Annotated in this window: 20 protein-coding genes; 6 read left to right on the forward strand and 14 right to left on the reverse strand. The window is 70.1% G+C overall.

All coding sequences use genetic code 11. The features are described from left to right. The first annotated feature begins 254 nt into the window (after window positions 1-254). The gene (nagA, locus tag ACIBH4_RS08905) at window positions 255-1,391 is read left to right on the forward strand and encodes an N-acetylglucosamine-6-phosphate deacetylase (protein ID WP_362762959.1); all 1,137 of its coding nucleotides are present in this window, start codon (window positions 255-257) and stop codon (window positions 1,389-1,391) included. A gap of 48 nt (window positions 1,392-1,439) precedes the next feature. Here nagA and ACIBH4_RS08910 read toward each other — a convergent pair whose 3' ends face one another. The 3 genes from ACIBH4_RS08910 to guaB form a co-directional block, all read right to left on the reverse strand. Next, complete coding sequence (locus ACIBH4_RS08910; protein ID WP_362762957.1) at window positions 1,440-2,369, reverse strand: hypothetical protein; 930 nt, start codon at window positions 2,367-2,369, stop codon at window positions 1,440-1,442. Window positions 2,370-2,580: 211 nt separating this feature from the next. Beyond that, window positions 2,581-3,696 carry a GuaB3 family IMP dehydrogenase-related protein gene (locus ACIBH4_RS08915; protein WP_362502892.1) on the reverse strand — a complete coding sequence of 372 codons (1,116 nt, stop codon included), beginning with the start codon at window positions 3,694-3,696 and terminating at the stop codon, window positions 2,581-2,583. Window positions 3,697-3,930: 234 nt separating this feature from the next. Further along, on the reverse strand, window positions 3,931-5,412 hold the full coding sequence (gene guaB / locus ACIBH4_RS08920) for an IMP dehydrogenase (protein ID WP_362502895.1): 1,482 nt from the start codon (window positions 5,410-5,412) through the stop codon (window positions 3,931-3,933). A gap of 480 nt (window positions 5,413-5,892) precedes the next feature. Between guaB and ACIBH4_RS08925 the strand changes: the two genes are divergently transcribed. Together ACIBH4_RS08925 and ACIBH4_RS08930 are read left to right on the forward strand one after the other, a co-directional pair. Then, on the forward strand, window positions 5,893-6,903 hold the full coding sequence (locus tag ACIBH4_RS08925) for a helix-turn-helix transcriptional regulator (protein WP_362502898.1): 1,011 nt from the start codon (window positions 5,893-5,895) through the stop codon (window positions 6,901-6,903). A gap of 202 nt (window positions 6,904-7,105) precedes the next feature. Next, window positions 7,106-7,483, forward strand: coding sequence for a DUF5319 family protein (locus ACIBH4_RS08930; protein WP_362502901.1), 378 nt, complete (start codon window positions 7,106-7,108; stop codon window positions 7,481-7,483). Here ACIBH4_RS08930 and ACIBH4_RS08935 read toward each other — a convergent pair. The 4 genes from ACIBH4_RS08935 to groES all read right to left on the reverse strand — a co-directional run bounded on the left by ACIBH4_RS08935 (window position 7,444) and on the right by groES (window position 10,658). Next, window positions 7,444-7,647, reverse strand: coding sequence for a hypothetical protein (locus tag ACIBH4_RS08935; RefSeq protein WP_362502904.1), 204 nt, complete (start codon window positions 7,645-7,647; stop codon window positions 7,444-7,446). The genes ACIBH4_RS08930 and ACIBH4_RS08935 overlap by 40 nt on opposite strands. Before the next feature lie 82 nt (window positions 7,648-7,729). Then, window positions 7,730-8,368, reverse strand: coding sequence for a sigma-70 family RNA polymerase sigma factor (locus ACIBH4_RS08940; RefSeq protein WP_329090055.1), 639 nt, complete (start codon window positions 8,366-8,368; stop codon window positions 7,730-7,732). Between the two features lie 268 nt (window positions 8,369-8,636). Further along, window positions 8,637-10,256, reverse strand: coding sequence for a chaperonin GroEL (groL, locus tag ACIBH4_RS08945; RefSeq protein ID WP_350943337.1), 1,620 nt, complete (start codon window positions 10,254-10,256; stop codon window positions 8,637-8,639). Window positions 10,257-10,346: 90 nt separating this feature from the next. Beyond that, window positions 10,347-10,658, reverse strand: a complete 312-nt coding sequence (gene groES, locus ACIBH4_RS08950) for a co-chaperone GroES (RefSeq protein WP_030912806.1) — start codon at window positions 10,656-10,658, stop codon at window positions 10,347-10,349. Between the two features lie 244 nt (window positions 10,659-10,902). Between groES and ACIBH4_RS08955 the strand changes: the two genes are divergently transcribed. Both ACIBH4_RS08955 and ACIBH4_RS08960 read left to right on the forward strand, forming a co-directional pair. Beyond that, window positions 10,903-12,069 carry a class I SAM-dependent methyltransferase gene (locus ACIBH4_RS08955; RefSeq protein WP_362502911.1) on the forward strand — a complete coding sequence of 389 codons (1,167 nt, stop codon included), beginning with the start codon at window positions 10,903-10,905 and terminating at the stop codon, window positions 12,067-12,069. A 214-nt stretch (window positions 12,070-12,283) separates the two neighbouring features. Beyond that, window positions 12,284-13,561 carry a hypothetical protein gene (locus ACIBH4_RS08960; protein ID WP_362762954.1) on the forward strand — a complete coding sequence of 426 codons (1,278 nt, stop codon included), beginning with the start codon at window positions 12,284-12,286 and terminating at the stop codon, window positions 13,559-13,561. Between the two features lie 191 nt (window positions 13,562-13,752). On the opposite strand, the gene ACIBH4_RS08965 is transcribed toward ACIBH4_RS08960, so the two are convergent. Further along, a complete protein-coding gene (locus tag ACIBH4_RS08965; RefSeq protein ID WP_362762951.1) occupies window positions 13,753-14,355 on the reverse strand; it encodes a MarR family transcriptional regulator in 603 nt (200 codons plus the stop codon). Between the two features lie 110 nt (window positions 14,356-14,465). Here ACIBH4_RS08965 and ACIBH4_RS08970 point away from each other — a divergent pair, with 110 nt between their 5' ends. Further along, window positions 14,466-15,524, forward strand: coding sequence for an alkene reductase (locus ACIBH4_RS08970; protein ID WP_362502919.1), 1,059 nt, complete (start codon window positions 14,466-14,468; stop codon window positions 15,522-15,524). 305 nt (window positions 15,525-15,829) lie between these two features. Here the strand turns inward: ACIBH4_RS08970 and tsaD are convergent, their stop codons facing one another. The 6 genes from tsaD to tsaE form a co-directional block, all read right to left on the reverse strand. Beyond that, entirely contained in the window at window positions 15,830-16,861 is a 1,032-nt protein-coding gene (tsaD, locus tag ACIBH4_RS08975) for a tRNA (adenosine(37)-N6)-threonylcarbamoyltransferase complex transferase subunit TsaD (RefSeq protein WP_362502922.1), read from the reverse strand. Next, window positions 16,854-17,285 (reverse strand): ribosomal protein S18-alanine N-acetyltransferase, encoded by a 432-nt coding sequence (gene rimI / locus ACIBH4_RS08980; RefSeq protein WP_362503920.1) that lies wholly within the window; start codon window positions 17,283-17,285, stop codon window positions 16,854-16,856. Before rimI ends, tsaD begins: the two co-directional genes overlap by 8 nt. A 17-nt stretch (window positions 17,286-17,302) precedes the next feature. Then, the gene (gene tsaB, locus ACIBH4_RS08985; RefSeq protein WP_362763227.1) at window positions 17,303-17,986 is read right to left on the reverse strand and encodes a tRNA (adenosine(37)-N6)-threonylcarbamoyltransferase complex dimerization subunit type 1 TsaB; all 684 of its coding nucleotides are present in this window, start codon (window positions 17,984-17,986) and stop codon (window positions 17,303-17,305) included. A 31-nt stretch (window positions 17,987-18,017) separates the two neighbouring features. Then, window positions 18,018-18,578: a class F sortase gene (locus tag ACIBH4_RS08990; RefSeq protein WP_362502928.1), complete on the reverse strand. Its 561-nt coding sequence runs from the start codon at window positions 18,576-18,578 to the stop codon at window positions 18,018-18,020. 6 nt (window positions 18,579-18,584) lie between these two features. Then, window positions 18,585-19,253: a hypothetical protein gene (locus ACIBH4_RS08995; protein ID WP_362502931.1), complete on the reverse strand. Its 669-nt coding sequence runs from the start codon at window positions 19,251-19,253 to the stop codon at window positions 18,585-18,587. A gap of 169 nt (window positions 19,254-19,422) precedes the next feature. Continuing rightward, a complete protein-coding gene (gene tsaE / locus ACIBH4_RS09000) occupies window positions 19,423-19,875 on the reverse strand; it encodes a tRNA (adenosine(37)-N6)-threonylcarbamoyltransferase complex ATPase subunit type 1 TsaE (protein WP_362502934.1) in 453 nt (150 codons plus the stop codon). Window positions 19,876-19,894: the final 19 nt, after the last annotated feature.

Here is a 19,894-nt window from a genome sequence, read left to right on the forward strand (position 1 = left end):
GTAGGGAAGGCGAGCAGCATTCAGCCCGTACCCCATGAACATCGAGAAACCAAGTTCTCGGCAATATTTCACCAACCTCTCACCGGAAAGCCGACGCGCCCAATGTGCCGGCGGTCACGTGGGAGACGGCACGCCGGCCATCCGAAGTCGAGCGCGAGCACGAAGTCGCTTCGAAGAGAGAAGATCCCTGTCCCTGTTGTCCCGACGGTCGCGCCGGGAGCCGGTTCTCCCGGGGACCCGCAAGGATGGGCAGCATGAGCATCACACTCGCCGACGCCCGCGTCGTGACCCCCGAAGGTGTCCACGAAGGCTGGCTCACCATCGAAGACGGCCGCATCACCCACGTGGGCCAGGGCTCGGCCCCCGGCGCCGGGCTCGGTCTCGGCGGCCGGTACGTCGTGCCCGGTTTCGTCGACATCCACAACCACGGCGGGGCGGGCGGCTCCTTCCCCACCGGGGACCCTGACCAGGCGAGCCTCGCCGTCGACCTGCACGCCCGTCACGGCACCACCACGCTCATGGCCAGCCTGGTCACCGCCTCCACGGACGATCTGGCCAGGGCCGCCGCCTCCCTCGCCGACCTGTGCGAGGACGGCCTGCTCGCCGGTATCCACTTCGAGGGCCCCTACATCTCCACCGCCCGCTGCGGTGCGCACAACCCGGCCCTGCTGCGCGACCCCTCACCGGGGGAGCTCGCCGGGTTGCTCAAGGCCGGACGCGGCCACGTGCGGATGATCACCATCGCCGCCGAACTGCCCGGCGCGCTGGAGACCGTACGGGAGGCGGTGGCCAACGGGGTGATCGCGGCCCTCGGCCACAGCGACGCCACCTACGAGCAGACGATCTCGGGCATCGAGGCGGGCGGCAGCGTCGCGACCCACCTCTACAACGCGATGCCGCCGCTGCACCACCGCGATCCCGGGCCGATCGCCGCGCTGCTCCAGGACGAGCGCGTCACGGTGGAGCTGATCAACGACGGCGTGCACCTGCACCCGGCCATGACGCGCCTCGCCTTCGAGGTCGCGGGGCCCGGCAGGACCGCGCTGATCACCGATGCCATGGCGGCGGCGGGCATGGGCGACGGCGTCTACGAGCTCGGCCCGATGACGGTGAACGTGGTGAACGGTGAGGCCAGGCTCGCCGAGAGCGGCACCATCGCGGGCAGCACCCTCACCATGGACGTCGCGTTCCGCCGCGCCGTGCGCGAGGTTGGCCTGTCGCCGGCCGAGGCGTCCGAGATCGCCTCCCTCACCCCCGCGAGGGTTCTGGGACTCGCCGACCATCTGGGATCCATCTCGGTCGGCAAGCGGGCCGACCTGGTGGTGCTCACCGACGACCTGGAGGTCTCCGGCGTCATGCGCGGGGGCACCTGGATCACCGAGCCCCGCTGACCCACCGGATCACCGTCCGCGGGCAGGCGTCCGGCACCCGCGACCCGATCAGGACCAGTCCCAGCGAATGCCGAGCAGGCCGGGTTCCAGCGACCCGGCCACCAGGTGCACGGCGTTGTGGGCGTTGAGGGAGAGCTCACCGAGATCACGCTCCACGGCGCCGGCGCCGTGCCGGGCGAACCGCCGGACCCGCACCGGGAGGGCTTGCCGCGCGAAACCCACCCGGAGCACGTAATGCCCTGCCGGATGCCGGAAGCCCCGCTCGTACTCGACGGTCTCCACCCCGCTCGGGTCGGCCAGCTCGTAGCGGATGACCTGTGTCTCGCCGGTCCGCAACACCTGGTCGAACAGCAGTTCCGCCACGACCAGGGCGCTCGGCCCGTCACGGCGTACCCGGCCGACCCGGCAGTCCTCCAGCGCCCGTACGCGCACACGCTCCACGTCGCATCCCAGGTCGCCCCGGTAGACCATGATGTAGCGGTCGGCCTCCTCCTGTGCCCGCACCACCTGGAGCGTCTCGCGCCGCACGATGCTGCGGTCGGCGCCGATCCACAGCGTCTCGTACATTCCGGCGATGTGCAGGCGCCGGTCGTCGGCCACCCCGTCCAGGTCGTGGATCATCGCCGACAGCGTGCGGGAGGATTCCATGATCGCGGAGTAGGACAGAGCTCCCACCGGCAGCTTCCCCGCGTCCCGCCCGCGCGGCCGGGGCGGGCCGAGAAGGGCCATGAGAGAACGCGGCGGCAGGACGAGGATCTCCTCCAGGGCGCGCACCGCGCGCAGCGACTCGGGACGCTCGGGACGGCGCAGACCCTGCTGCCAGTAACTCAGGCTCGTCATCCCGACCCGGAGACCGCGTTCCACGAGATGCCGGCGGAGCCCGCTCAGGGGCATCCCCCGAGCCTCCACCGCGGCGCGCAGAGCGACGTGGAAAGGCCCCTCCTTGAGGGCGACCCGGAGTTCTTGATCATTTGGCACGTATGGATGCTCACAGACTTCTGTCCGCACGTCACTTCGGTCACCACCGGCGCGGGGGCGGCGGACACCCGGCCCACCGGACCGGGTGTCGGCGCACGAGACCTCGACCGGCCCGCGGTGCGGCCACGAGAGCCATCCGACCTGCGGTGCCGCCACGAGGATCGACCTCACGGGAGCCGGCGTGCGGTCCGGCCCCGCCCTCGCGAGAAGGTCAGCCCTGCGGAGCGACGACGACCTCGACCCGCTGGAACTCCTTGAGGTCGGAGTATCCGGCGGTGGCCATCGTGCGCCTGAGCGCGCCCATCAGGTTCATCGAGCCGTCGGCGACCGAGGAGGGGCCGTGCAGGATCTGCTCCAGCGTGCCGACCGTGCCGAACTCGACCCGCTTGCCCCTGGGCAGCTCGGGGTGCTGCGCCTCGGACCCCCAGTGGAAGCCCCGGCCGGGAGCCTCGACGGCCCTCGCCAGCGGCGAGCCGACCATGACCGCGTCCGCGCCCACGGCGATCGCCTTGGCGATGTCGCCGGAGGTGCCCATGCCGCCGTCTGCGATGACGTGGACGTAACGGCCACCGGACTCGTCCATGTAGTCGCGGCGGGCGGCGGCGACGTCGGAGATCGCGGTGGCCATCGGCACCACCACGCCCAGCACCGTGCGGGTGGTGTGCGAGGCGCCGCCGCCGAAGCCGACGAGCACCCCGGCCGCGCCGGTCCGCATCAGGTGCAGCGCCGCGGTGTAGGTGGCGCACCCTCCGACGACGACGGGCACGTCGAGTTCGTAGATGAACTGCTTGAGGTTGAGCGGCTCGGCCCTGCCGGAGACGTGCTCGGCCGAGACCGTGGTGCCGCGGATCACGAAGATGTCCACGCCCGCGTCGATGACGGCCTTGTGGTACTGGACCGTGCGCTGCGGGGACAGCCGGACGGCCGTCGCCACCCCGGCGGCGCGGATCTCCTCGATGCGGCGGCCGATCAGCTCCTCCTTGATCGGCGCGTCGTAGATCTCCTGCAGCCGCTTCGTGGCGGGCGCACCCTTGAGCTCTGCCACCTCTTCCAGCAGGGGCATCGGGTCGTCGTACCTGGTCCACAGCCCTTCGAGGTCGAGCACGGCGAGACCGCCGAGCCTGCCGACCTCGATGGCGGTCTTCGGTGAGACCACGCTGTCCATCGGGCTCACCACGACGGGCAGCTCGAAGCGGTAGGCGTCGATCTGCCAGGCGATCGAGACCTCCTCCGGGTCGCGGGTGCGACGGGAGGGAACGATGCCGATCTCGTCGAGCGCGTAGGCACGACGGCCGTTCTTGCCGCGGCCGATCTCTACCTGAGTCATATGCCTATCTTTCCCGTTTCGTGCGCGCACAGCGCACGCCGTGTTCCATGCGTGCGCCCCGCACGCCGTGTTCCATGCGTGCGCCCCGCACGCCGTGTTCCATGCGTGCGCCCCGCACGCCGTGTTCCATGCGTGCGCCCCGCACGCCGGTTCCCTGCGGTACGGCCGTACGCGCGGCGTCTCGTGCGTGCGGGGCGCACGCCACGTTCTCCCGCGTGAGCGGCGCGCGCCGCCCTAGCGACCGTGGTAGTTGGGAGCCTCGACCGTCATCTGGATGTCGTGCGGGTGGCTCTCCTTGAGGCCCGCCGCCGTGATCGGCATCAGCTCGCACCGCTCGTGCATCTCGGCGACCGTACGGCACCCGGAGTACCACATGCCCTGGCGCAGGCCCCCGATGAGCTGGTGGGCCACCGCGGCGACCGGGCCGCGATAGGGGACCTGCCCCTCGATGCCCTCGGGGATGAACTTGTCCTCGTGGCCGACGTCGCCCTGGGCGTAGCGGTCCTTGCTGAAGGAGGCGCCGCCGCGCTCGCGGTTGCGGACCGCGCCGAGCGACCCCATCCCCCGGTACGACTTGAACTGCTTGCCGTTGATGAAGATCAGCTCACCCGGGGACTCCTCACAGCCCGCCAGGAGGGAGCCGAGCATGACCGTGTCGGCCCCGGCCGCGATGGCCTTGACGATGTCGCCCGAGTACTGCAGGCCGCCGTCGCCGATCACCGGGACCCCGGCGGGGCCCGCGGCCAGCGAGGCCTCGTGGATCGCCGTCACCTGTGGGGCGCCGACACCGGCGACCACTCGGGTGGTGCAGATGGAGCCCGGCCCGACGCCGACCTTGACCGCGTCGACCCCGGCGTCGACGAGCATCTGGGCGCCCGCGCGGGTGGCGATGTTGCCACCGATCACGTCGACCCGGCTGTTGGACTTGATCTTGGCGATCATGTCGGCGAGGCCCTTGGAGTGACCGTGCGCCACGTCCACCACGATCACGTCGACCCCGGCCTCGATCAGCGCCATCGCCCGCTTCTCGGCGTCGCCCCCGACGCCGACGGCCGCCCCCACGACGAGCCGGCCGTCGGCGTCCTTGGTGGCGAGGGGATACTGCTCGCTCTTGGTGAAGTCCTTGACGGTGATGAGCCCGCGCAGCCGCCCTCCGGCGTCGACCAGCGGGAGCTTCTCGATCTTGTTCTGCCTGAGCAGGTCGAACGCGTCGTCGGTGGAGACCCCGACCGGCGCGGTGACCAGCGGCATCGGGGTCATGACCTCGCGCACCGGACGGTTCTCGTCGGTCTCGAAGCGCATGTCACGGTTGGTGACGATGCCGACGAGCACACCGCTCTCGTCGGTCACCGGGACGCCGGAGATCCGGTACGTCGCGCACAGGCGTTCGACGTCGGCCAGCGTCTCGTCCGGGGAGCAGGTGACCGGGTTGGTGACCATCCCGGCCTCCGAGCGCTTGACGAGGTCGGCCTGCTGGGCCTGGTCCTCGATCGACAGGTTGCGGTGCAGGACGCCGATGCCGCCCTGGCGTGCCATCGCCACCGCCATGCGGGCCTCGGTCACCGTGTCCATCGCCGCCGAGACCAGTGGGATCCGCAGGGTGATGCCCCGAGACAGCCGCGTGGTGGTATCGGCCTGCCCCGGCTGCAGGTCCGAATACGCGGGAACGAGGAGCACGTCGTCGAACGTGAACCCCGGCTCGGTGAACTTGGCCATCTGCAATCCTCCTGCCGCGGCGCTCTCATGACGGGGAAAGGCGCCGACCCCCGGGTCACAGTTTAGAGTCTGGCGCCAAACCCGGTGGACCCGGGGGAAAAAGGCGAGACAGGTGAACCGCGGAGAGAAGAGGGGGCCGGGGGGCCCGGGGGAAAGACGGGCCCCCCGGGCAAAACGGGGAGGAAAGGGAAAGCGAGGGACCGAGCGGTCGGTGATCCGCTCGGTCCCTCGGATCACCGGCGTCGGCGCGGGGACGCCTTGACACCACCGGCCCCCCTCCATATCCGGATGGTGATGTGATCCGCGCCTTTGTCGACGCTGCGTCAAGGGTGAGTCACGATGCGTTCGTCTCGCAATGTCCAAACGTGCAATTGCACGAAGCTGCACACGAGGGCATGCGAGTAGAAGCAACGCCCGGACAGGGATGATTCGCCGGGTTATCCTCGCCAGACCTCGTGTACCTGCAGGAGTCCCTCACCGATGCGCACAGACACCCCCGCACTGCCCGATCCGCTGGAAACCCTGGGGCTCACCCCGGCCCAGACGACCCTCTACAACGCGGTCCTGCGCCTGCACCGCGCCACCTGCGCCGAACTCGCCCAGGCCACCAACGGCTCGCCCGAGCCGATCGGCCGTGAGCTGGCCACCCTGGTACGGCTGGGAGTCGTCGACGAGCAGGGGGGTGAGTACCTCGCCCGCCACCCGGCCGCGGCCCTCGGCCACCTGGTCGCGGAGAGGCTGGACCGGCTCGCCGCCGAGAGCCGCAGGATCGACACCGTGCTCGGCTCGATCCGCGGCTTCATCCACCAGTACGACGCCGGGCGCGACTACCAGACCGGCCAGTTCTCCGTGGACCTGGTCGGAGGGGCGGACGAGCTCTACGAGAGCGTGATCGGCATGGCGGTCCAGGCTCCGCCGCTGAAGCTGATGTCGGGCATCCCCGACAGGCGGACGATGAGCGACTTCGCACACCGCTACGCCGACCAGTGGATCGCGGCCCAGCGCGACGGCCTGCTCTCCTGCCGGGTCACCATCCCGGTCCACACCCTGGAGATCCCCGGCCTGCGCGACAAGCTGGACCAGTTCGAGCAGGCGGGAGCCGAGGTGCGCACCCTCGACACGGTGCCGAGCTGGTTTCTCATCGCGGGGGACGACGCCGCGGGCATGCCCGCCCAGTGGGGTGGCACGCTGCCCGAGAACGCCTACAACTTCCACCTGGTGAGGGCTCCCGTCGTGGTGGCCGCGCTGCGCTCGCTCTTCGAGGAGCTGTGGGCCCGTGCCGCCCGCCTGCCCTGGACCCACCGCGACGACGGGGTGGTCCGGGTGCTGCGACTGGCCGGCCAGGGCGTCACCGACGAGATGATCGCCCGGCAGCTGGGCGTCTCGGTCCGCACGGTGCGTGCCAGGTTCGCCGACGCCATGGCCGAACTGGGGGCGCAGTCGCGGTTCCAGGCGGGGGTGGAGGCCTCCCGGCGCGGCTGGCTCACCTAGGCTCACCCGAGCTCACCTGGGCTCACCTGGGCCTTCCGGCACGGCTGCCGCACTCGGGCTCCCCCGGGGTCCCCCCTGCCGCCTGGACCTTCGCCCCTACCGCCGGGGCCTTCGGCGTCTCCAAGTTGCCCGCACTGTCCTGAAGCGTCCTACTCATACAGTTCGGAACCCGTCTGTCACATCCAGGCCATAAGGTGGGATCGTGCTCGACGATGTCCCTCGCGACCCATTCGCGGATGACCCCGACGACCCGGCGGCGGCGCTGGGCGATGTCGACGATCCCGAGCCCCTGACGACGGACGAGCGCGACGAGGCCATGACCGACCTCGCCGACGTGGAGGTCTTCCGTTCGCTGCTGGAGCCTCAGGGCGTGCTCGGCCTGGTGCTCGATTGTCCCGAATGCGGAGAGCAGCACTACTTCGACTGGGAGCTGCTGCGCGGCAACCTGCGCCAGATGATCGAGAACGGCCAGCCCCAGGTGCACGAGCCCGCCTACCAGCCCAACCCCACCGACTACGTGAGCTGGGAATACGCCCGTGGCTACGTGGACGGCGTGATCGACACCGAAGAACACCGCTGATCCACGTCGTCGATCAGGGCCGCCAGCAGCGCGACCGCGACGTCCGAGGTGGAGACGGACGTCCTGCCCGAGAGCGCTTCCACGAGCTCGTCGGTCTCGGCTACCGCCGGGTCCTCGTCCGGCCCGTATCTACGAACCGGACGGCGCGGGTGAACCGTTGTCATGATCGTTCTCGCTCCGGGTCGTCGCGATCCCCGTCCCGCGGCTCGGGCTTCCGCTCGCGCCCCCTCTTCGACGGCTCCGCGGTCAAGCTATCGACTCCAGCTCCGCCATCGCTCGCAACCGGGCGAGCGCCCTGTGCTGGGCCACACGAACCGCACCTGGTGACATGCCGAGTACATTACCGGTCTCCTCGGCGGAAAGACCCGACACCACTCGAAGCATGAGCAGCTCGCGTTGGTTGTCGGGCAGCCTGGACAGCAGACGGCGGGCGTGTTCGGCCTCGATGTAACGCACCACCGTCTCCTCGGGCCCCGGCCCCTCGTCGGGCCCGTCCGGAAGGTCCTGGGTGGGCACGGCGGATCGCACGGAGCTGCGCAGCGCGTCGGCCACCTTGTGAGACGCGATACCGAAGACGAAGGACGCGAACGGGCGTCCCATGTCACGGTATCGGGGCAGCGCGGACAGCACCGCTATGCATACTTCCTGGGCCACGTCGTCCGCGATGTGATACTGGCCGGAAACCCGGCCCAGACGACCACGGCAATATCGGACGACCATCGGCCGCAGTTGCGCGATCAGAGATTCGATCGCGGTGCGATCCCCCTGAACGGCGAGGCTTGTCAGATCCTTGAGATCATCCCTGTGGGCGACCCCATCAGACCTCGTCGCAAGCCTCACCCCATTTTTGGCGTCGGCGACGCATCCCTCGGTCACGTTAGGCATGATGCCCGCCCTGATAGTGACTATCGTCATCGCAAACGGCTACGGATTGGTCACATTGAGGCGGAGTAACGGGGCGTAATCAAACGGTGACGGCAACGACTACAGAATGTGCAAATATTTCATTCGATTGCCAAATATGTCGTCTATTCGCTAGAACCGCGTTTGGTCTTCCGCCCGACATGACGCTTGAGATCGTTTTCGGTTTACCGCGAAACGCGAACGGCTCGCGCCTCCTTCGAGACGCGAGCCGTGCGGAACCGCTGAGGAATCAGTGACCGTGACCGTGGCCGTGCCCCTGGCCGGCGGCCGGAGCCTCCTCCTCGGGCTTGTCCACCACGAGGGCCTCGGTCGTCAGCAGCATGCCGGCGATGGAGGCGGCGTTCTGGACGGCCGAGCGGGTGACCTTGACCGGGTCGATGACGCCCTGGGCGATCAGGTCGCCGTACTCGCCGGTGGCGGCGTTGAAGCCCTGGCCGACGGACAGCTCGGTGACCTTCGCCGTCACGACGTAGCCCTCAAGGCCGGCGTTCTCCGCGATCCAGCGGGCCGGCTCGACGAGAGCCTTGCGGACGATGGAGACACCGGTCGCCTCGTCACCGGTCAGGCCCAGGTCGTCGAGGACCTTGGAGACGTGGATGAGCGCGGAGCCACCGCCGGAGACGATGCCCTCCTCGATCGCCGCACGCGTCGCCGAGATGGCGTCCTCCAGGCGGTGCTTCTTCTCCTTCAGCTCCACCTCGGTGGCCGCGCCGACCTTGAGCACGCAGACGCCGCCGGAGAGCTTGGCGAGGCGCTCCTGGAGCTTCTCGCGGTCCCAGTCGGAGTCGGACTGCTCGATGGCGAGCTTGATCTCCTTGACGCGGTCGGCGATCGCCGCGGCCTCACCGGCACCGTCGACGACGGTGGTGGAGTCCTTGGTGATGACGACGCGCCGGGCGGTGCCCAGCACCTCCAGGCCGACGTGCTCCAGCTTGAGGCCGATCTCCTCGCTGACGACCTGACCACCGGTGAGGATGGCGATGTCCTGCAGCATGGCCTTGCGGCGGTCGCCGAAGCCCGGCGCCTTGACGGCGACGGAGGTGAAGGTGCCACGGATCTTGTTCGTGACGAGAACCGCGAGGGCCTCGCCCTCGACGTCCTCGGCGATGACCAGCAGGGCCTTCTTCGTCTGCGCGATCTTCTCGAGCAGCGGCAGGAAGTCCGCGACAGAGGCGATCTTGCCCTGGGTGATCAGGATGTAGGGGTCCTCCAGGATCGCCTCCATGCGCTCCTGGTCGGTCACCATGTAGGGCGACAGGTAACCCTTGTCGAACTGGAGACCCTCGGTGAACTCGAGCTCCAGGCCCATGCTGTTGGACTCTTCAACGGTGATGACACCGTCCTTGCCCACCTTGTCGAACGCCTCGGCGATCAGCTCACCGATCTTGGCGTCCTGCGCGGAGATCGTCGCCACATTCGCGATCTCCTTCTTGTCCTCGACCGGGCGGGCCGACTCGATCAGCCGGTCGCTCACGGTCCTGGCCGCGATGTCGATGCCGCGCTTGAGGGAGAGCGGCTGCGCTCCGGCGGCCACGTTGCGCAGACCCTCGCGGACCATGGCCTGGGCCAGGACCGTCGCGGTGGTGGTGCCGTCACCGGCGACGTCGTTGGTCTTGGTCGCCACTTCCTTGGCCAGCTGGGCGCCCAGGTTCTCGTACGGCGTCTCCAGCTCGACCTCGCGGGCGATGGTGACACCGTCGTTGGTGATGGTGGGCGCACCGAACTTCTTGTCGATGACGACGTTGCGGCCGCGCGGGCCCAGCGTCACCTTGACCGCGTCCGCGAGAGCGTTCACGCCGCGCTCGAGAGCTCGGCGCGCGTCCTCCTCGAACGACAGGGTCTTCGGCATGACAATCCTCTCTATAAGTACGTCGGCGCATCAAAGCCCCGGGCGCTCATGCGACCCGGGGCTCGATACGTCATCTTTGTGAAGCGAGAACTACTTCTCGATGATGGCGAGCACGTCACGGGCGGAGAGCACGAGATACTCCTCGCCGTTGTACTTCACCTCGGTGCCGCCGTACTTGCTGTAGAGGACCACGTCGCCCTCCTTGACGTCGAGCGGAATCCGCTTCTCGCCCTCGTCGTCCCAGTTGCCGGGACCCACCGCGAGGACCTTGCCCTCCTGCGGCTTCTCCTTGGCGGTGTCCGGGATGACCAGACCGGAAGCGGTGGTCTGCTCGGCCTCAAGCGGCTGGACCACAATGCGGTCGCCGAGCGGCTTAACGGGAACCTTGGTGGCGGTCGTCACGTCGGACCTCCCCTTCAGATATGAATGATCTAGAAGAGGCGACCAGCGGTCTGCCGTCGCGGGTGTCAGACCTGCCTCGTCGCATGTATTTGGCACTCTCACCGGGAGAGTGCCAATACGGAACAGTATGCAAGGTGGCCTTGACAGTCAACACGAAGCACCCCTTCTCCGCTTCACGCGAACGTCAAACCAGGTGGAAGCCCTTCGGCGAAGCCCTACGGTCAAGGCGGTAGCGTCGGCTGATGTGAATCTCGACGCATTCCGGGAACTCCTCACCCAGCGCGGCCAGGAGGCCCTGGGCGCCGCGGCCGAGACCGCCGCCGACGACCCGATGACGGCGGTGACGAGGTTAAGGAAGATCTACGACGCGGACCTGACCTCCGCGGCGCTCACCCAGGCGACGCTCAGGCTGCGCGCGCGGGAGAAGTTCGGCGCCGACGCCGATCTCATGTACTTCACCCGGACCGGCCTGGAGCAGGCCACCCGCCGCGAGGTCGCCGACCACAGGGCGCGGCGCCTCCCCGCCGGCTCGCGGGTCGCCGACGTCTGCTGCGGCATCGGCGGCGACCTCCTCGCCCTGGCCAGGGCCGGGTGCTCCGTCGAGGCCGTCGACGCCGACCCGCTCACCGCCGCGATCGCCCAGGCCAACGCCGATGCCCTGGGCTTCGGCGACCGGGTCTCGGTCCGCGCCGCCGACGCCTCCACCCTGGACCCGGCCGCCTTCGACGTCCTGTTCGCCGACCCCGCGCGCCGCGGCGCGCGGGGTCGGACCTTCGACCCGATGGGGTACTCACCGCCCTGGCCCGCCGTGCTGGAGATGGTGGCCGGAGCCGAGGCGGCCTGCCTGAAGGTCGCCCCCGGGATCCCGTACGAGTTCGTCCCCGAGGGCGCGGAGGCCGAGTGGGTCTCGTACAGGGGCGACGTCAAGGAGGCCGTGATCTGGTGCGGTGCGCTGGCGGGCGAGACGGCGCGCAGGGCCACGATCCTGCCGTCGGGGGCCACGATGACACCCGACCCCGCCCTCGGTGATCCCGCCACCGGCCCCGCCGGGCGCTACATCTACGAGCCCGACGGCGCGGCGATCCGCGCCCACCTGGTCGCGGAGATCGCCGCGTCGGTCGGCGGGCATCTGCTCGACCCGCAGATCGCCTACATCACCGGTGACACCGCGACGCCGACGCCGTGGGCGTCGCGGTACGAGGTCCACGAGACGCTGCCGTTCTCGCTCAAGCGGCTGCGGGCGGCTCTCCGCGAGCGCGGCGCCGGCAATGTGACGATCAAGAAGCGTGGCTCCGCGGTGGACGTCGACCGCCTCAGGAAAGACCTCCGACTTTCCGGCGGGGAATCCGCGGTGGTCATTCTCACCCGAATCGGTGACCGGCCGTTCGCCTTCCTGTGCACCCCCGACTGACCGACGGATCATCACCATCTGACCAGCCAAAATAGTCAATTCTTCCAGCCAACCGGCAATTCCTTTCTTTTATTCTCGCTGCCAGAAAACCCTGATCCAGGGGCTAAGGTTGCCGGGCGGGAGTTCTCTCTCGCCTGCGTTTCCCTCTCGTTCATCAGCAAATCCCATCAAATCCAACCGCGCGGCTGAGCGTCGGCGAGCGAAGGAGCTCTCGGTGGATCACTCCGACCACACCCTGCTCCAGGCAGGCGGCCAGACCGCCATCTCCGACCGGATGCGCGAGCTTCTCGCCCGCGCGGCACAGGACCACGTCTACGAGCAGCGCACCCAGGGGGCCGTGCTCGACGAGATCCGGCGGCGCCTGGAGGGCATGGAGTGGGTGCTGCGCGAGGTCAGGGAGCGCGAGATCGGCGGGCTGAACGGCACGCTGGAGTCCGTCCACGGCCGGCTGGACGACATCGCCGCCCGCCCGCCCTCCTGGGCCGAGGGCCTGGCCCAGCACGTCGAGGCGATACGCGACCACGTCGACGCCGTCGGCGAGCGGGTCGACTCCCTCGGCCGCCGCGTCGACACCGTCCGCGACCGGGTCAGCCCCCTGGGCGAGCTGCCGAGCCTGTGGACCGACCTCGGTTCCGTGGGCGAGGGCATGGACGAGGCGATCACCCGCCTGCGGGCGATCTCCGACGGCACCCAGGGCCTCGACGAGCAGGTGGGGCAACTGGCCGAGCACCTGGGCAGGCTCCAGGCCGACATGGGCATCGCGGCGCACCGGTTCAGCCGCCTCGACAGGGCCGTGGCCGACCTCTCCCAGCGCACCGGGCGCGTCGAGGCGGGGATGCTCGACCTGGTGGCGAGCGTCCAGCAGGCCGTCGGCACGGCCACCGACCGGATGCTCGCCGCCGTCGAGCAGGTGAACGGCAAGGTCGACCTGGTGAGCGGAAGGGTCGAGCAGGTGGGCGCCAGGGTCGACCTGGTCGCGCCGAGGATCGACGAGCGCGCCGCCGCCGTCGAGAGCCGCATCGACAGGCTGGACGGTCATCGCATGACGGCCGGTGGCCGCTTCGACACCCTCGACGAGCGCCTCGACGACATCGAAGGGCGCCTCACCTGCCGGATGGACGTCATCGACTCCCGGCTGTCCACGCTGGACGGGCGTGCGGAGAAGTCCGCAGAGCGCCTGGAGAGCCTGGACGAGCGCCTGGAGGACCTGCCGGCCGTGCTCGGCGTCGGCGCGCTCATCGGCGTTCAGACCGCCGAGCAGCGCGAGCGCTTCGACTCCCTGGACGAGCGCGTCATCAGGGCGGAGGCGGCGCTCTCTCCTCTCGCCGAGACGCTCCGCGCCCTGCCCGACCGCGACGAGCTCTCCGAGGCCCTGAGCGAGACCGTGGAGCCCGCGCACGCCGACCTCACCCGCCGCCTGGGCACCCTGGAGGAGACCATGCTCGCCCTGGCCGAGGCGTTGCTCCGCCCCACCAGGGGCGACAAGGACTGATCTCGGTTCTCCGCCGAGGGCCGCTCCGGGCCCTCACCGGCCCCGCTCAGCCCTCACCGGTCCCACTCGACCTTCGCGAAAAATCCCGCCCGGCCCTCGCCGGAAATCCCACCCGGCCCTCGCCGCCCAAACCGTAGGGAGACCCGAGCCTCGCGGGGAGAGGGCGAACCTCGCGGAAAGTACGGACGCCGTCAGCCGGAGCGCGTGGCATCGGCCGCCGGGCGCCTCCCCTCGCCTTCGACGACCTTCGCCTCGCGGCACAGGTTGTTCCTGACCACCGAGAGCAGGGACGACAGCTCGTCGATCTGCTCGGCCGTCAGCCCGTTGGTCATCCGCCGGTGCACCTCGGCGAGGACCCGGTCCACCTCCGGGCGGAGCGCGTGTCCCTTGGGCGTGATGTCGACGATGCTGATCCGCCGGTTGGCGGGGTCGGGCCTGCGACTGACGAAACCGCTGCGCTCCAGGCGCTGCAGGGTCTTGGTCATGGTGGACACGTCGATGCCGACGATTCTCGCCAGGGCGTTCTGCGACTGTGGGCCGTTGTCCCACAGCGCGCCCATCACACGCTCCTGGCCCGGGTAGAGGTCGATCTCCCCGAGGAGGTCGGCGAGCAGCACGCGGTGGCCGCGAGTGGCGTAGGCCATCAGGCAGTTGAGGTCGTTGTCGTAGTCGCCGCAGTCACCGGCGGACGAGGAGCACGCCTCGACCTCGTCACCTCCTCCGGAGAGGGCCTCGGGTGCCGTGCCTCGCTCTTCGGTCACGTCGCGCTCTTCGTCGATCGACAACTCCGCCATGGTCGGGTCCTTCCGCTCCCCCCGAGACTACCCGCTTGCATGTTGGCCGACCAAGTTGTAGAACTACTTATTGGCTAGCCAAGTTGGCCAACCAACAAAAGGAGTTCACCATGCCGTTCTCACCGTTCACGCTCGCCGGCCTCCAGCTGCCCAACCGCCTGGTGATGGCGCCCATGACACGCTCCCGGGCCTACGTCGACGGAATCCCCTCGTCGCTCACCGCCCTCTACTACGCCCAGCGAGCCTCGGCGGGCCTGATCATCACAGAGGGGGTCCAACCCAGCCAGGCCGGCAAGGGCTATATGGACACCCCGGGGTTGCACACCGACGAACAGGTGGCCGGGTGGCGTGAGGTCACCGACGCCGTCCACGCGGCGGGCGGCAGGATCTTCGCCCAGATCATGCACGCCGGCCGGATCGGCCACCCCGACAACACCGGCGCGCTCCCCCTCGGGCCGTCCGCCGTACGACCGGCGGGGCAGATCTTCACGCCCACCGGCCTGCAGGACTACCAAACCCCGCTCGAACTGACAACCGCCCAGGTCGAGTCCACCGTCCAGGACTTCGCCGACGCCGCCGCGCGCGCCGTGGAGGCGGGCTTCGACGGGGTCGAGTTGCACGGCGCCAACGGCTACCTCATCCAGCAGTTCCTGTCGCAGAACGCCAACCTGCGCGACGACCACTTCGGCGGCTCGCAGGAGAACAGGATCCGCTTCGCCGTGGAGACCGCGCGGGCGGTCGTGGACCGGATCGGCGCCTCCAAGGTCGGCATCCGCCTCTCGCCGGGCAACGGCGCGGGAGACCTGGTCGAAGACGACATGCACGAGGTCTACCCGGCGCTCGTCTCCGAGCTCGCCGCGCTCGACCTCGCCTATCTCCACCTGGTGGCGAGTTCCTCCGAGGAGCTCAACCAGGAGATCCAGACGCTGTGGCCGAACACCCTCATCGTCAACGACCCCTCGATCGGCGACCCGGCCGACAGGGCCACGCGGTGGCTGGAGCGCGGCGCCGACCTGGTCTCGCTGGGCCAGTCGTTCCTGGCCAACCCCGACCTGCCGCTCCGCCTCCGCCTCGGCGCCGAGCTCAACCAGGCCGACTTCGGCTCGGCCTTCGGCGGCGACCACCGCGGTTACACCGACTACCCGGTGCTCACCCTGCACTCCGTCTAGAGGCACCCGTGGTGAAGAACCTCCGGGAGGCAGGAGCCCTCGAAGGAGAAACCCTCAGGGCGAGCTCCGGGAGGAAGAACCCGCAAAAAGGAAGAGCCCGTGCGGCCGCCGCCCAGCGGGGGCGCGACGGCCGACGGGCGCACACGGACACCCCGGCGGGGATCCGACGCACGCACGAACACCCCCAGCGGACACCCCAGCGGGGGCGCGACGGCCGACGGGCGCGCGCGGACACCCCGGCGGGGATCCGACGGGCGCGCGGACGCCCTCAGCCGGACGTCATCCCCGTACGAGGGCGGGGCCCGTCAGACGTGGACGGTGGTGACGGGCATCGAGGAGTCGGCCGGGATGTCCAGCCGCGACGGCGTGATGCCGGCCGCGACCAGGTCCGAGCCCAGGGCCGCCACCATGGCTCCGTTGTCCGTGCACAACCCGGGGCTGGGGACCCGCAACCGGACACCGGCCGCGTCACAACGCTCCTGGGCCATCGCCCTCAGCCGGGAGTTGGCCGCCACCCCGCCGCCGATCAGCAGGTCGTGAACGTCGTACTTGGCGCACGCCTGCAGCGCCTTGCGGGTCAGCACGTCGACGACGGCCTCCTGGAACGACGCCGCCACGTCGGGCACGTGAACCGGCTCACCCGCCTTCTCCCTCGCCTCCACCCACCGGGCCACGGCGGTCTTCAGGCCGGAGAAGGAGAAGTCGAGCGTCCCGTCGTCGTACTTGCCGCGAGGGAACGCGATCGCCGCGCCGGAACCGTCACGGGCCACCCTGTCGATGTGCGGCCCGCCGGGGAACGGCAGCCCGAGCACCCTCGCCACCTTGTCGAACGCCTCGCCCGCGGCGTCGTCCACCGTGGAACCCAGCGAGATGACGTCCCTGGCGACGTCGGGCACCAGCAGCAGTGACGAATGCCCGCCGGAGACCAGCATCGCGATGCAGGGCTTGGGCAGGGCTCCGTGCTCCAGCTGGTCCACCGCGACGTGGGCGGCGAGGTGGTTGACGCCGTACAGCGGCACGCCCAGGCCCAGCGAGTACGCCTTGGCCGCGGCGACGCCGACGAGCAGCGCGCCGGACAGGCCGGGCCCGGCGGTGACCGCGATCGCGTCGACGTCGGCGAACCGCAGGCCCGCCCGCTCCAGTGCCCGCTCCACGGTCGGGGTCATCGCCTCCAGGTGCGCCCTGGAGGCGACCTCGGGCACCACCCCGCCGAAGCGGGCGTGCTGCTCGACACTGGAGGCGATGGCGTTGGCCAGCATCGTGTGCCCTCTGACGAGGCCGATTCCCGTCTCGTCGCAGGAGGTCTCGATGCCCAGGACCACCGGTTCGTCACGCATGGAGATCCTTCCTCATCATGATCGCGTCAGTGCCGTCCTCGTAGTAGCGGCGGCGCAGGCCGATCCGCTCGAACCCGAACCTGTCGTAGACGGCCTGCGCGCCCAGGTTGTCGGCGCGCACCTCCAGGAAGACCGACACGGCGCCCCTGCGTGCGGCCTCGGCCAGAAGCTCGGTCAGCATCGCGCCGCCGACGCCGGTCCCGCGCCACTCGGCCAGGACGGCGATGGTCTGCACGTCGGCCTGGTCTCCCGCCGCGGCGAGGCCCGCGTAGCCGACGATCACGCCGTCGACCAGGGCCACCACGTAGTGCCTCGTCCTCGGCTGGTCGTCGAGCTCCCCCCGGAGCATGCCCTCGCTCCAGGCGTCGGCGGGAAAGGTCTTCCGCTCGACCTCCATCACCGCGGGCAGGTCGTCCGCGATCATCTGGCGCAGGACGGCCGTCACGTGGAGACCTTCTTGGGCGCCGAGGGCACCTTGGCGTCGGGCCGGCGCAGGTAGATCGGCCGGGGCGGGCCGAGCACGGGGTGGGTGCCGCTCTCTGCGGCCTCGCGGACGCCCGGCTCGCCGAGTCGCCCGGCGGCGAGCGCCGCCATCGCGCCCGCGCCGGGATACTCCGGCACGTCCAGGATCCGGGAGGCGCCGACGATCTCGGCGTACATCCGCGCGCCCGCGCCGACCAGCGGGAGCTCTCCCGGCAGATCCTGGGGCCGGTCCACCGCGGGGCCCGACAGCCGGGTGCGCGGGTCCCGGTAGTGGCCCCAGAACACCTCCTTGCGCCGGGCGTCGGTGGCCACCAGGAACGGCTCGTCCGGTCCGCTGCCGTACGCGAGCGCGTCGAGGGTGCACACGCCGTACGCCGGGACGCCCAGCGACGTCGCGAGGGCCTGGGCGGTCACCAGGCCGACCCGCAGGCCGGTGTAGGGGCCGGGTCCCGAGCCCGCGACGATGGCGGTGACGTCGCGGAGCGAGGCCCCGGCCTCGCTCAGGGCCGTCTCGATCGTGGGGACGAGCAGCTCGCCGTGACGGCGCGCGTCGATCGTCGTCGACTCGGCGAGGACCCTCTCACCGTCGTGCAGAGCTGCGGTGACGGCGGGGGTCGCGGTGTCAAAGGCCAGGACCAGCACGAACACTTAGCCTAGCCCGTCCCGCGAGGGCTCAGGTCTTGACCAGGGTGGCGTAGACGATGAGGTTGTCGCGATACTCGTGGCTGTCCCAGTCGAAGGTCCCGCCGCAGGTGATCAGTCGCAGGCCGTCCTCAAGATAGACCTTGTCGGCGGGGAACCGGTTCTTGCTGATCTGCTCGACCGCGTCCACCCGGTACTGGGCGACCTTGCCGTCGCTGCGTACGACCTTGATGACCTGCCCCTCCCGCATCTCCTTGAGCTTGTAGAAGACCGCGGGCGCGGTCTTGGTGTCCACGTGCCCGAGGATCACCGCGGACCCCTGGTCGCCGGGGACCGCGCTGTCCTTCACCCAGCCCGCGACGTTCGGCTTCTCGTACGGCGGCAGGTCGACCCGGCCGTCCGTCACACCGAGCTTCATCAGCGGCGCCTTGATCCCCAGTGAGGGGATGTCGATGCGGCTGGGCGAGACCGACGCGCGGGCGGGCGCCTTCTCCTTCTCGACCTCGCCACCCCTGTTGCCGAACGCGACCATGACGACGCCGGTGATGACCCCGGCCAGGACGATCCTGGACCAGCGGGTTGAATCGGCCATCGGGGACTACGAACGGCGGCGACGCACGACCGCGATGCCGATGCCGCCGGCCAGGGCGAGAGCGAGCAGGACGCCGGTCGTACCGATCGGGGCGCCCGAGTCGTTGGGGCCTCCGGCGGCGGTGCCGCCGCCACCCGTCCCCGGCGCCTCGGTGCTGATGATCGTCCTGGTCGGCTTGGAGGTGGGGTCGGAGGTGGGGGTGGAGCTCGGCTCGGTGTCGGCCACGATCCTGAGGTTGGCCTTGCCGGTGTCGTTGGTCCCCTCGCACCTCGCGTTGACCTCGTGAATCCCGGGGGCGGTGCCCTCGGCGACGGTGGCCTGGCCACGGACCCACGGACGCGGCGTCGGGGTCGCGGTCGAGGCGGGGTCGGGCGTGGGCGTGGCGAGGATCGGGTCGAGGGTCACCGGGGTGCGGAAGATCTTGGAGGACGCGGTACCGCGATGCTCGGGACCGCCCTGCGGGATCGGGCAGTTGGCCAGGATCCATACCTTCTGCCCGGCCTTGGCGCGGGCCGGCTGGAGCTGGACCTCGATGTCCTGCCGACTGATGCCGGAATCAGGTGGGGCCGGGGTGGGTGTGCCCGACGGGTCTGCCGATTCGGCGCCCGCAGAGCACCCGACCAGTCCGAAAAGGAGGATGGCTCCCACAACCGCGACACGCTTGACGCTTGGCACCGTCGAACTCCATTTCGCCCTCCGGCCGACGACCCTCGCCCGGCACGATTTCCCACCTGTTCCCCATTAAACATGGGCAAACCCGCAAGAGTCGATCATCACGCCTGACGATCTAGACCAATGGTGCGTAGTCCGAGCGTGCCAGGATTTCTCTGTCTTTGTAGGCAGATCAGATGACGCCGTTCCAGCGCGGCCCGATTCCCCTGAGGGTGACGGTCCGCTCCTCCCCCGGCTCGCCGGACGCGCCCCTGCCGATGAGGATCTCCAGCCGGTCGTCGGCGAGCCCCTCCACCAGGCCCTCGCCCCACTCCACGACCGTCACCGACTCCTCGATCGAGGCGTCCAGGTCCAGGTCGTCGACCTCCAGATCCCCCCCGAGGCGGTAGGCGTCGACGTGGACCAGGGCCGGTCCGCTGGAGAGCGAGGGGTGCACCCGGGCGATGACGAAGGTCGGCGAGGTGATCGGGCCGCGCACCTTGAGCCCCTCGGCGATCCCCTGCACCAGGGTCGTCTTGCCCGCGCCGAGCGGGCCCGAGAGCACCGCGAGGTCCCCCGGGCGCAACAGCGCCGCCAACTCCTCGCCCAGCTCCCGCATCTCCTCGGCGGTCGCCACGATTCTCACCGCTTCGTCACTCCTGTTC

Origin of the sequence: Streptosporangium sp. NPDC050284, assembly GCF_044459525.1 — a bacterium.
Classification (GTDB): Bacteria; Actinomycetota; Actinomycetes; order Streptosporangiales; family Streptosporangiaceae; genus Streptosporangium.

Excerpts from the sequence above, each read along its gene's own strand:
- nagA (WP_362762959.1), top strand. The coding sequence starts at position 255 with ATGAGCATCACACTCGCCGACGCCCGCGTCGTGACCCCCGAAGGTGTC.
- ACIBH4_RS08915 (WP_362502892.1), bottom strand. The coding sequence starts at position 3,696 with ATGACTCAGGTAGAGATCGGCCGCGGCAAGAACGGCCGTCGTGCCTAC.
- guaB (WP_362502895.1), bottom strand. The coding sequence starts at position 5,412 with ATGGCCAAGTTCACCGAGCCGGGGTTCACGTTCGACGACGTGCTCCTC.
- ACIBH4_RS08925 (WP_362502898.1), top strand. The coding sequence starts at position 5,893 with ATGCGCACAGACACCCCCGCACTGCCCGATCCGCTGGAAACCCTGGGG.
- ACIBH4_RS08935 (WP_362502904.1), bottom strand. The coding sequence starts at position 7,647 with ATGACAACGGTTCACCCGCGCCGTCCGGTTCGTAGATACGGGCCGGAC.
- ACIBH4_RS08940 (WP_329090055.1), bottom strand. The coding sequence starts at position 8,368 with ATGCCTAACGTGACCGAGGGATGCGTCGCCGACGCCAAAAATGGGGTG.
- groL (WP_350943337.1), bottom strand. The coding sequence starts at position 10,256 with ATGCCGAAGACCCTGTCGTTCGAGGAGGACGCGCGCCGAGCTCTCGAG.
- ACIBH4_RS08965 (WP_362762951.1), bottom strand. The coding sequence starts at position 14,355 with ATGGCGGAGTTGTCGATCGACGAAGAGCGCGACGTGACCGAAGAGCGA.
- ACIBH4_RS08970 (WP_362502919.1), top strand. The coding sequence starts at position 14,466 with ATGCCGTTCTCACCGTTCACGCTCGCCGGCCTCCAGCTGCCCAACCGC.
- tsaD (WP_362502922.1), bottom strand. The coding sequence starts at position 16,861 with ATGCGTGACGAACCGGTGGTCCTGGGCATCGAGACCTCCTGCGACGAG.
- rimI (WP_362503920.1), bottom strand. The coding sequence starts at position 17,285 with ATGATCGCGGACGACCTGCCCGCGGTGATGGAGGTCGAGCGGAAGACC.
- ACIBH4_RS08990 (WP_362502928.1), bottom strand. The coding sequence starts at position 18,578 with ATGGCCGATTCAACCCGCTGGTCCAGGATCGTCCTGGCCGGGGTCATC.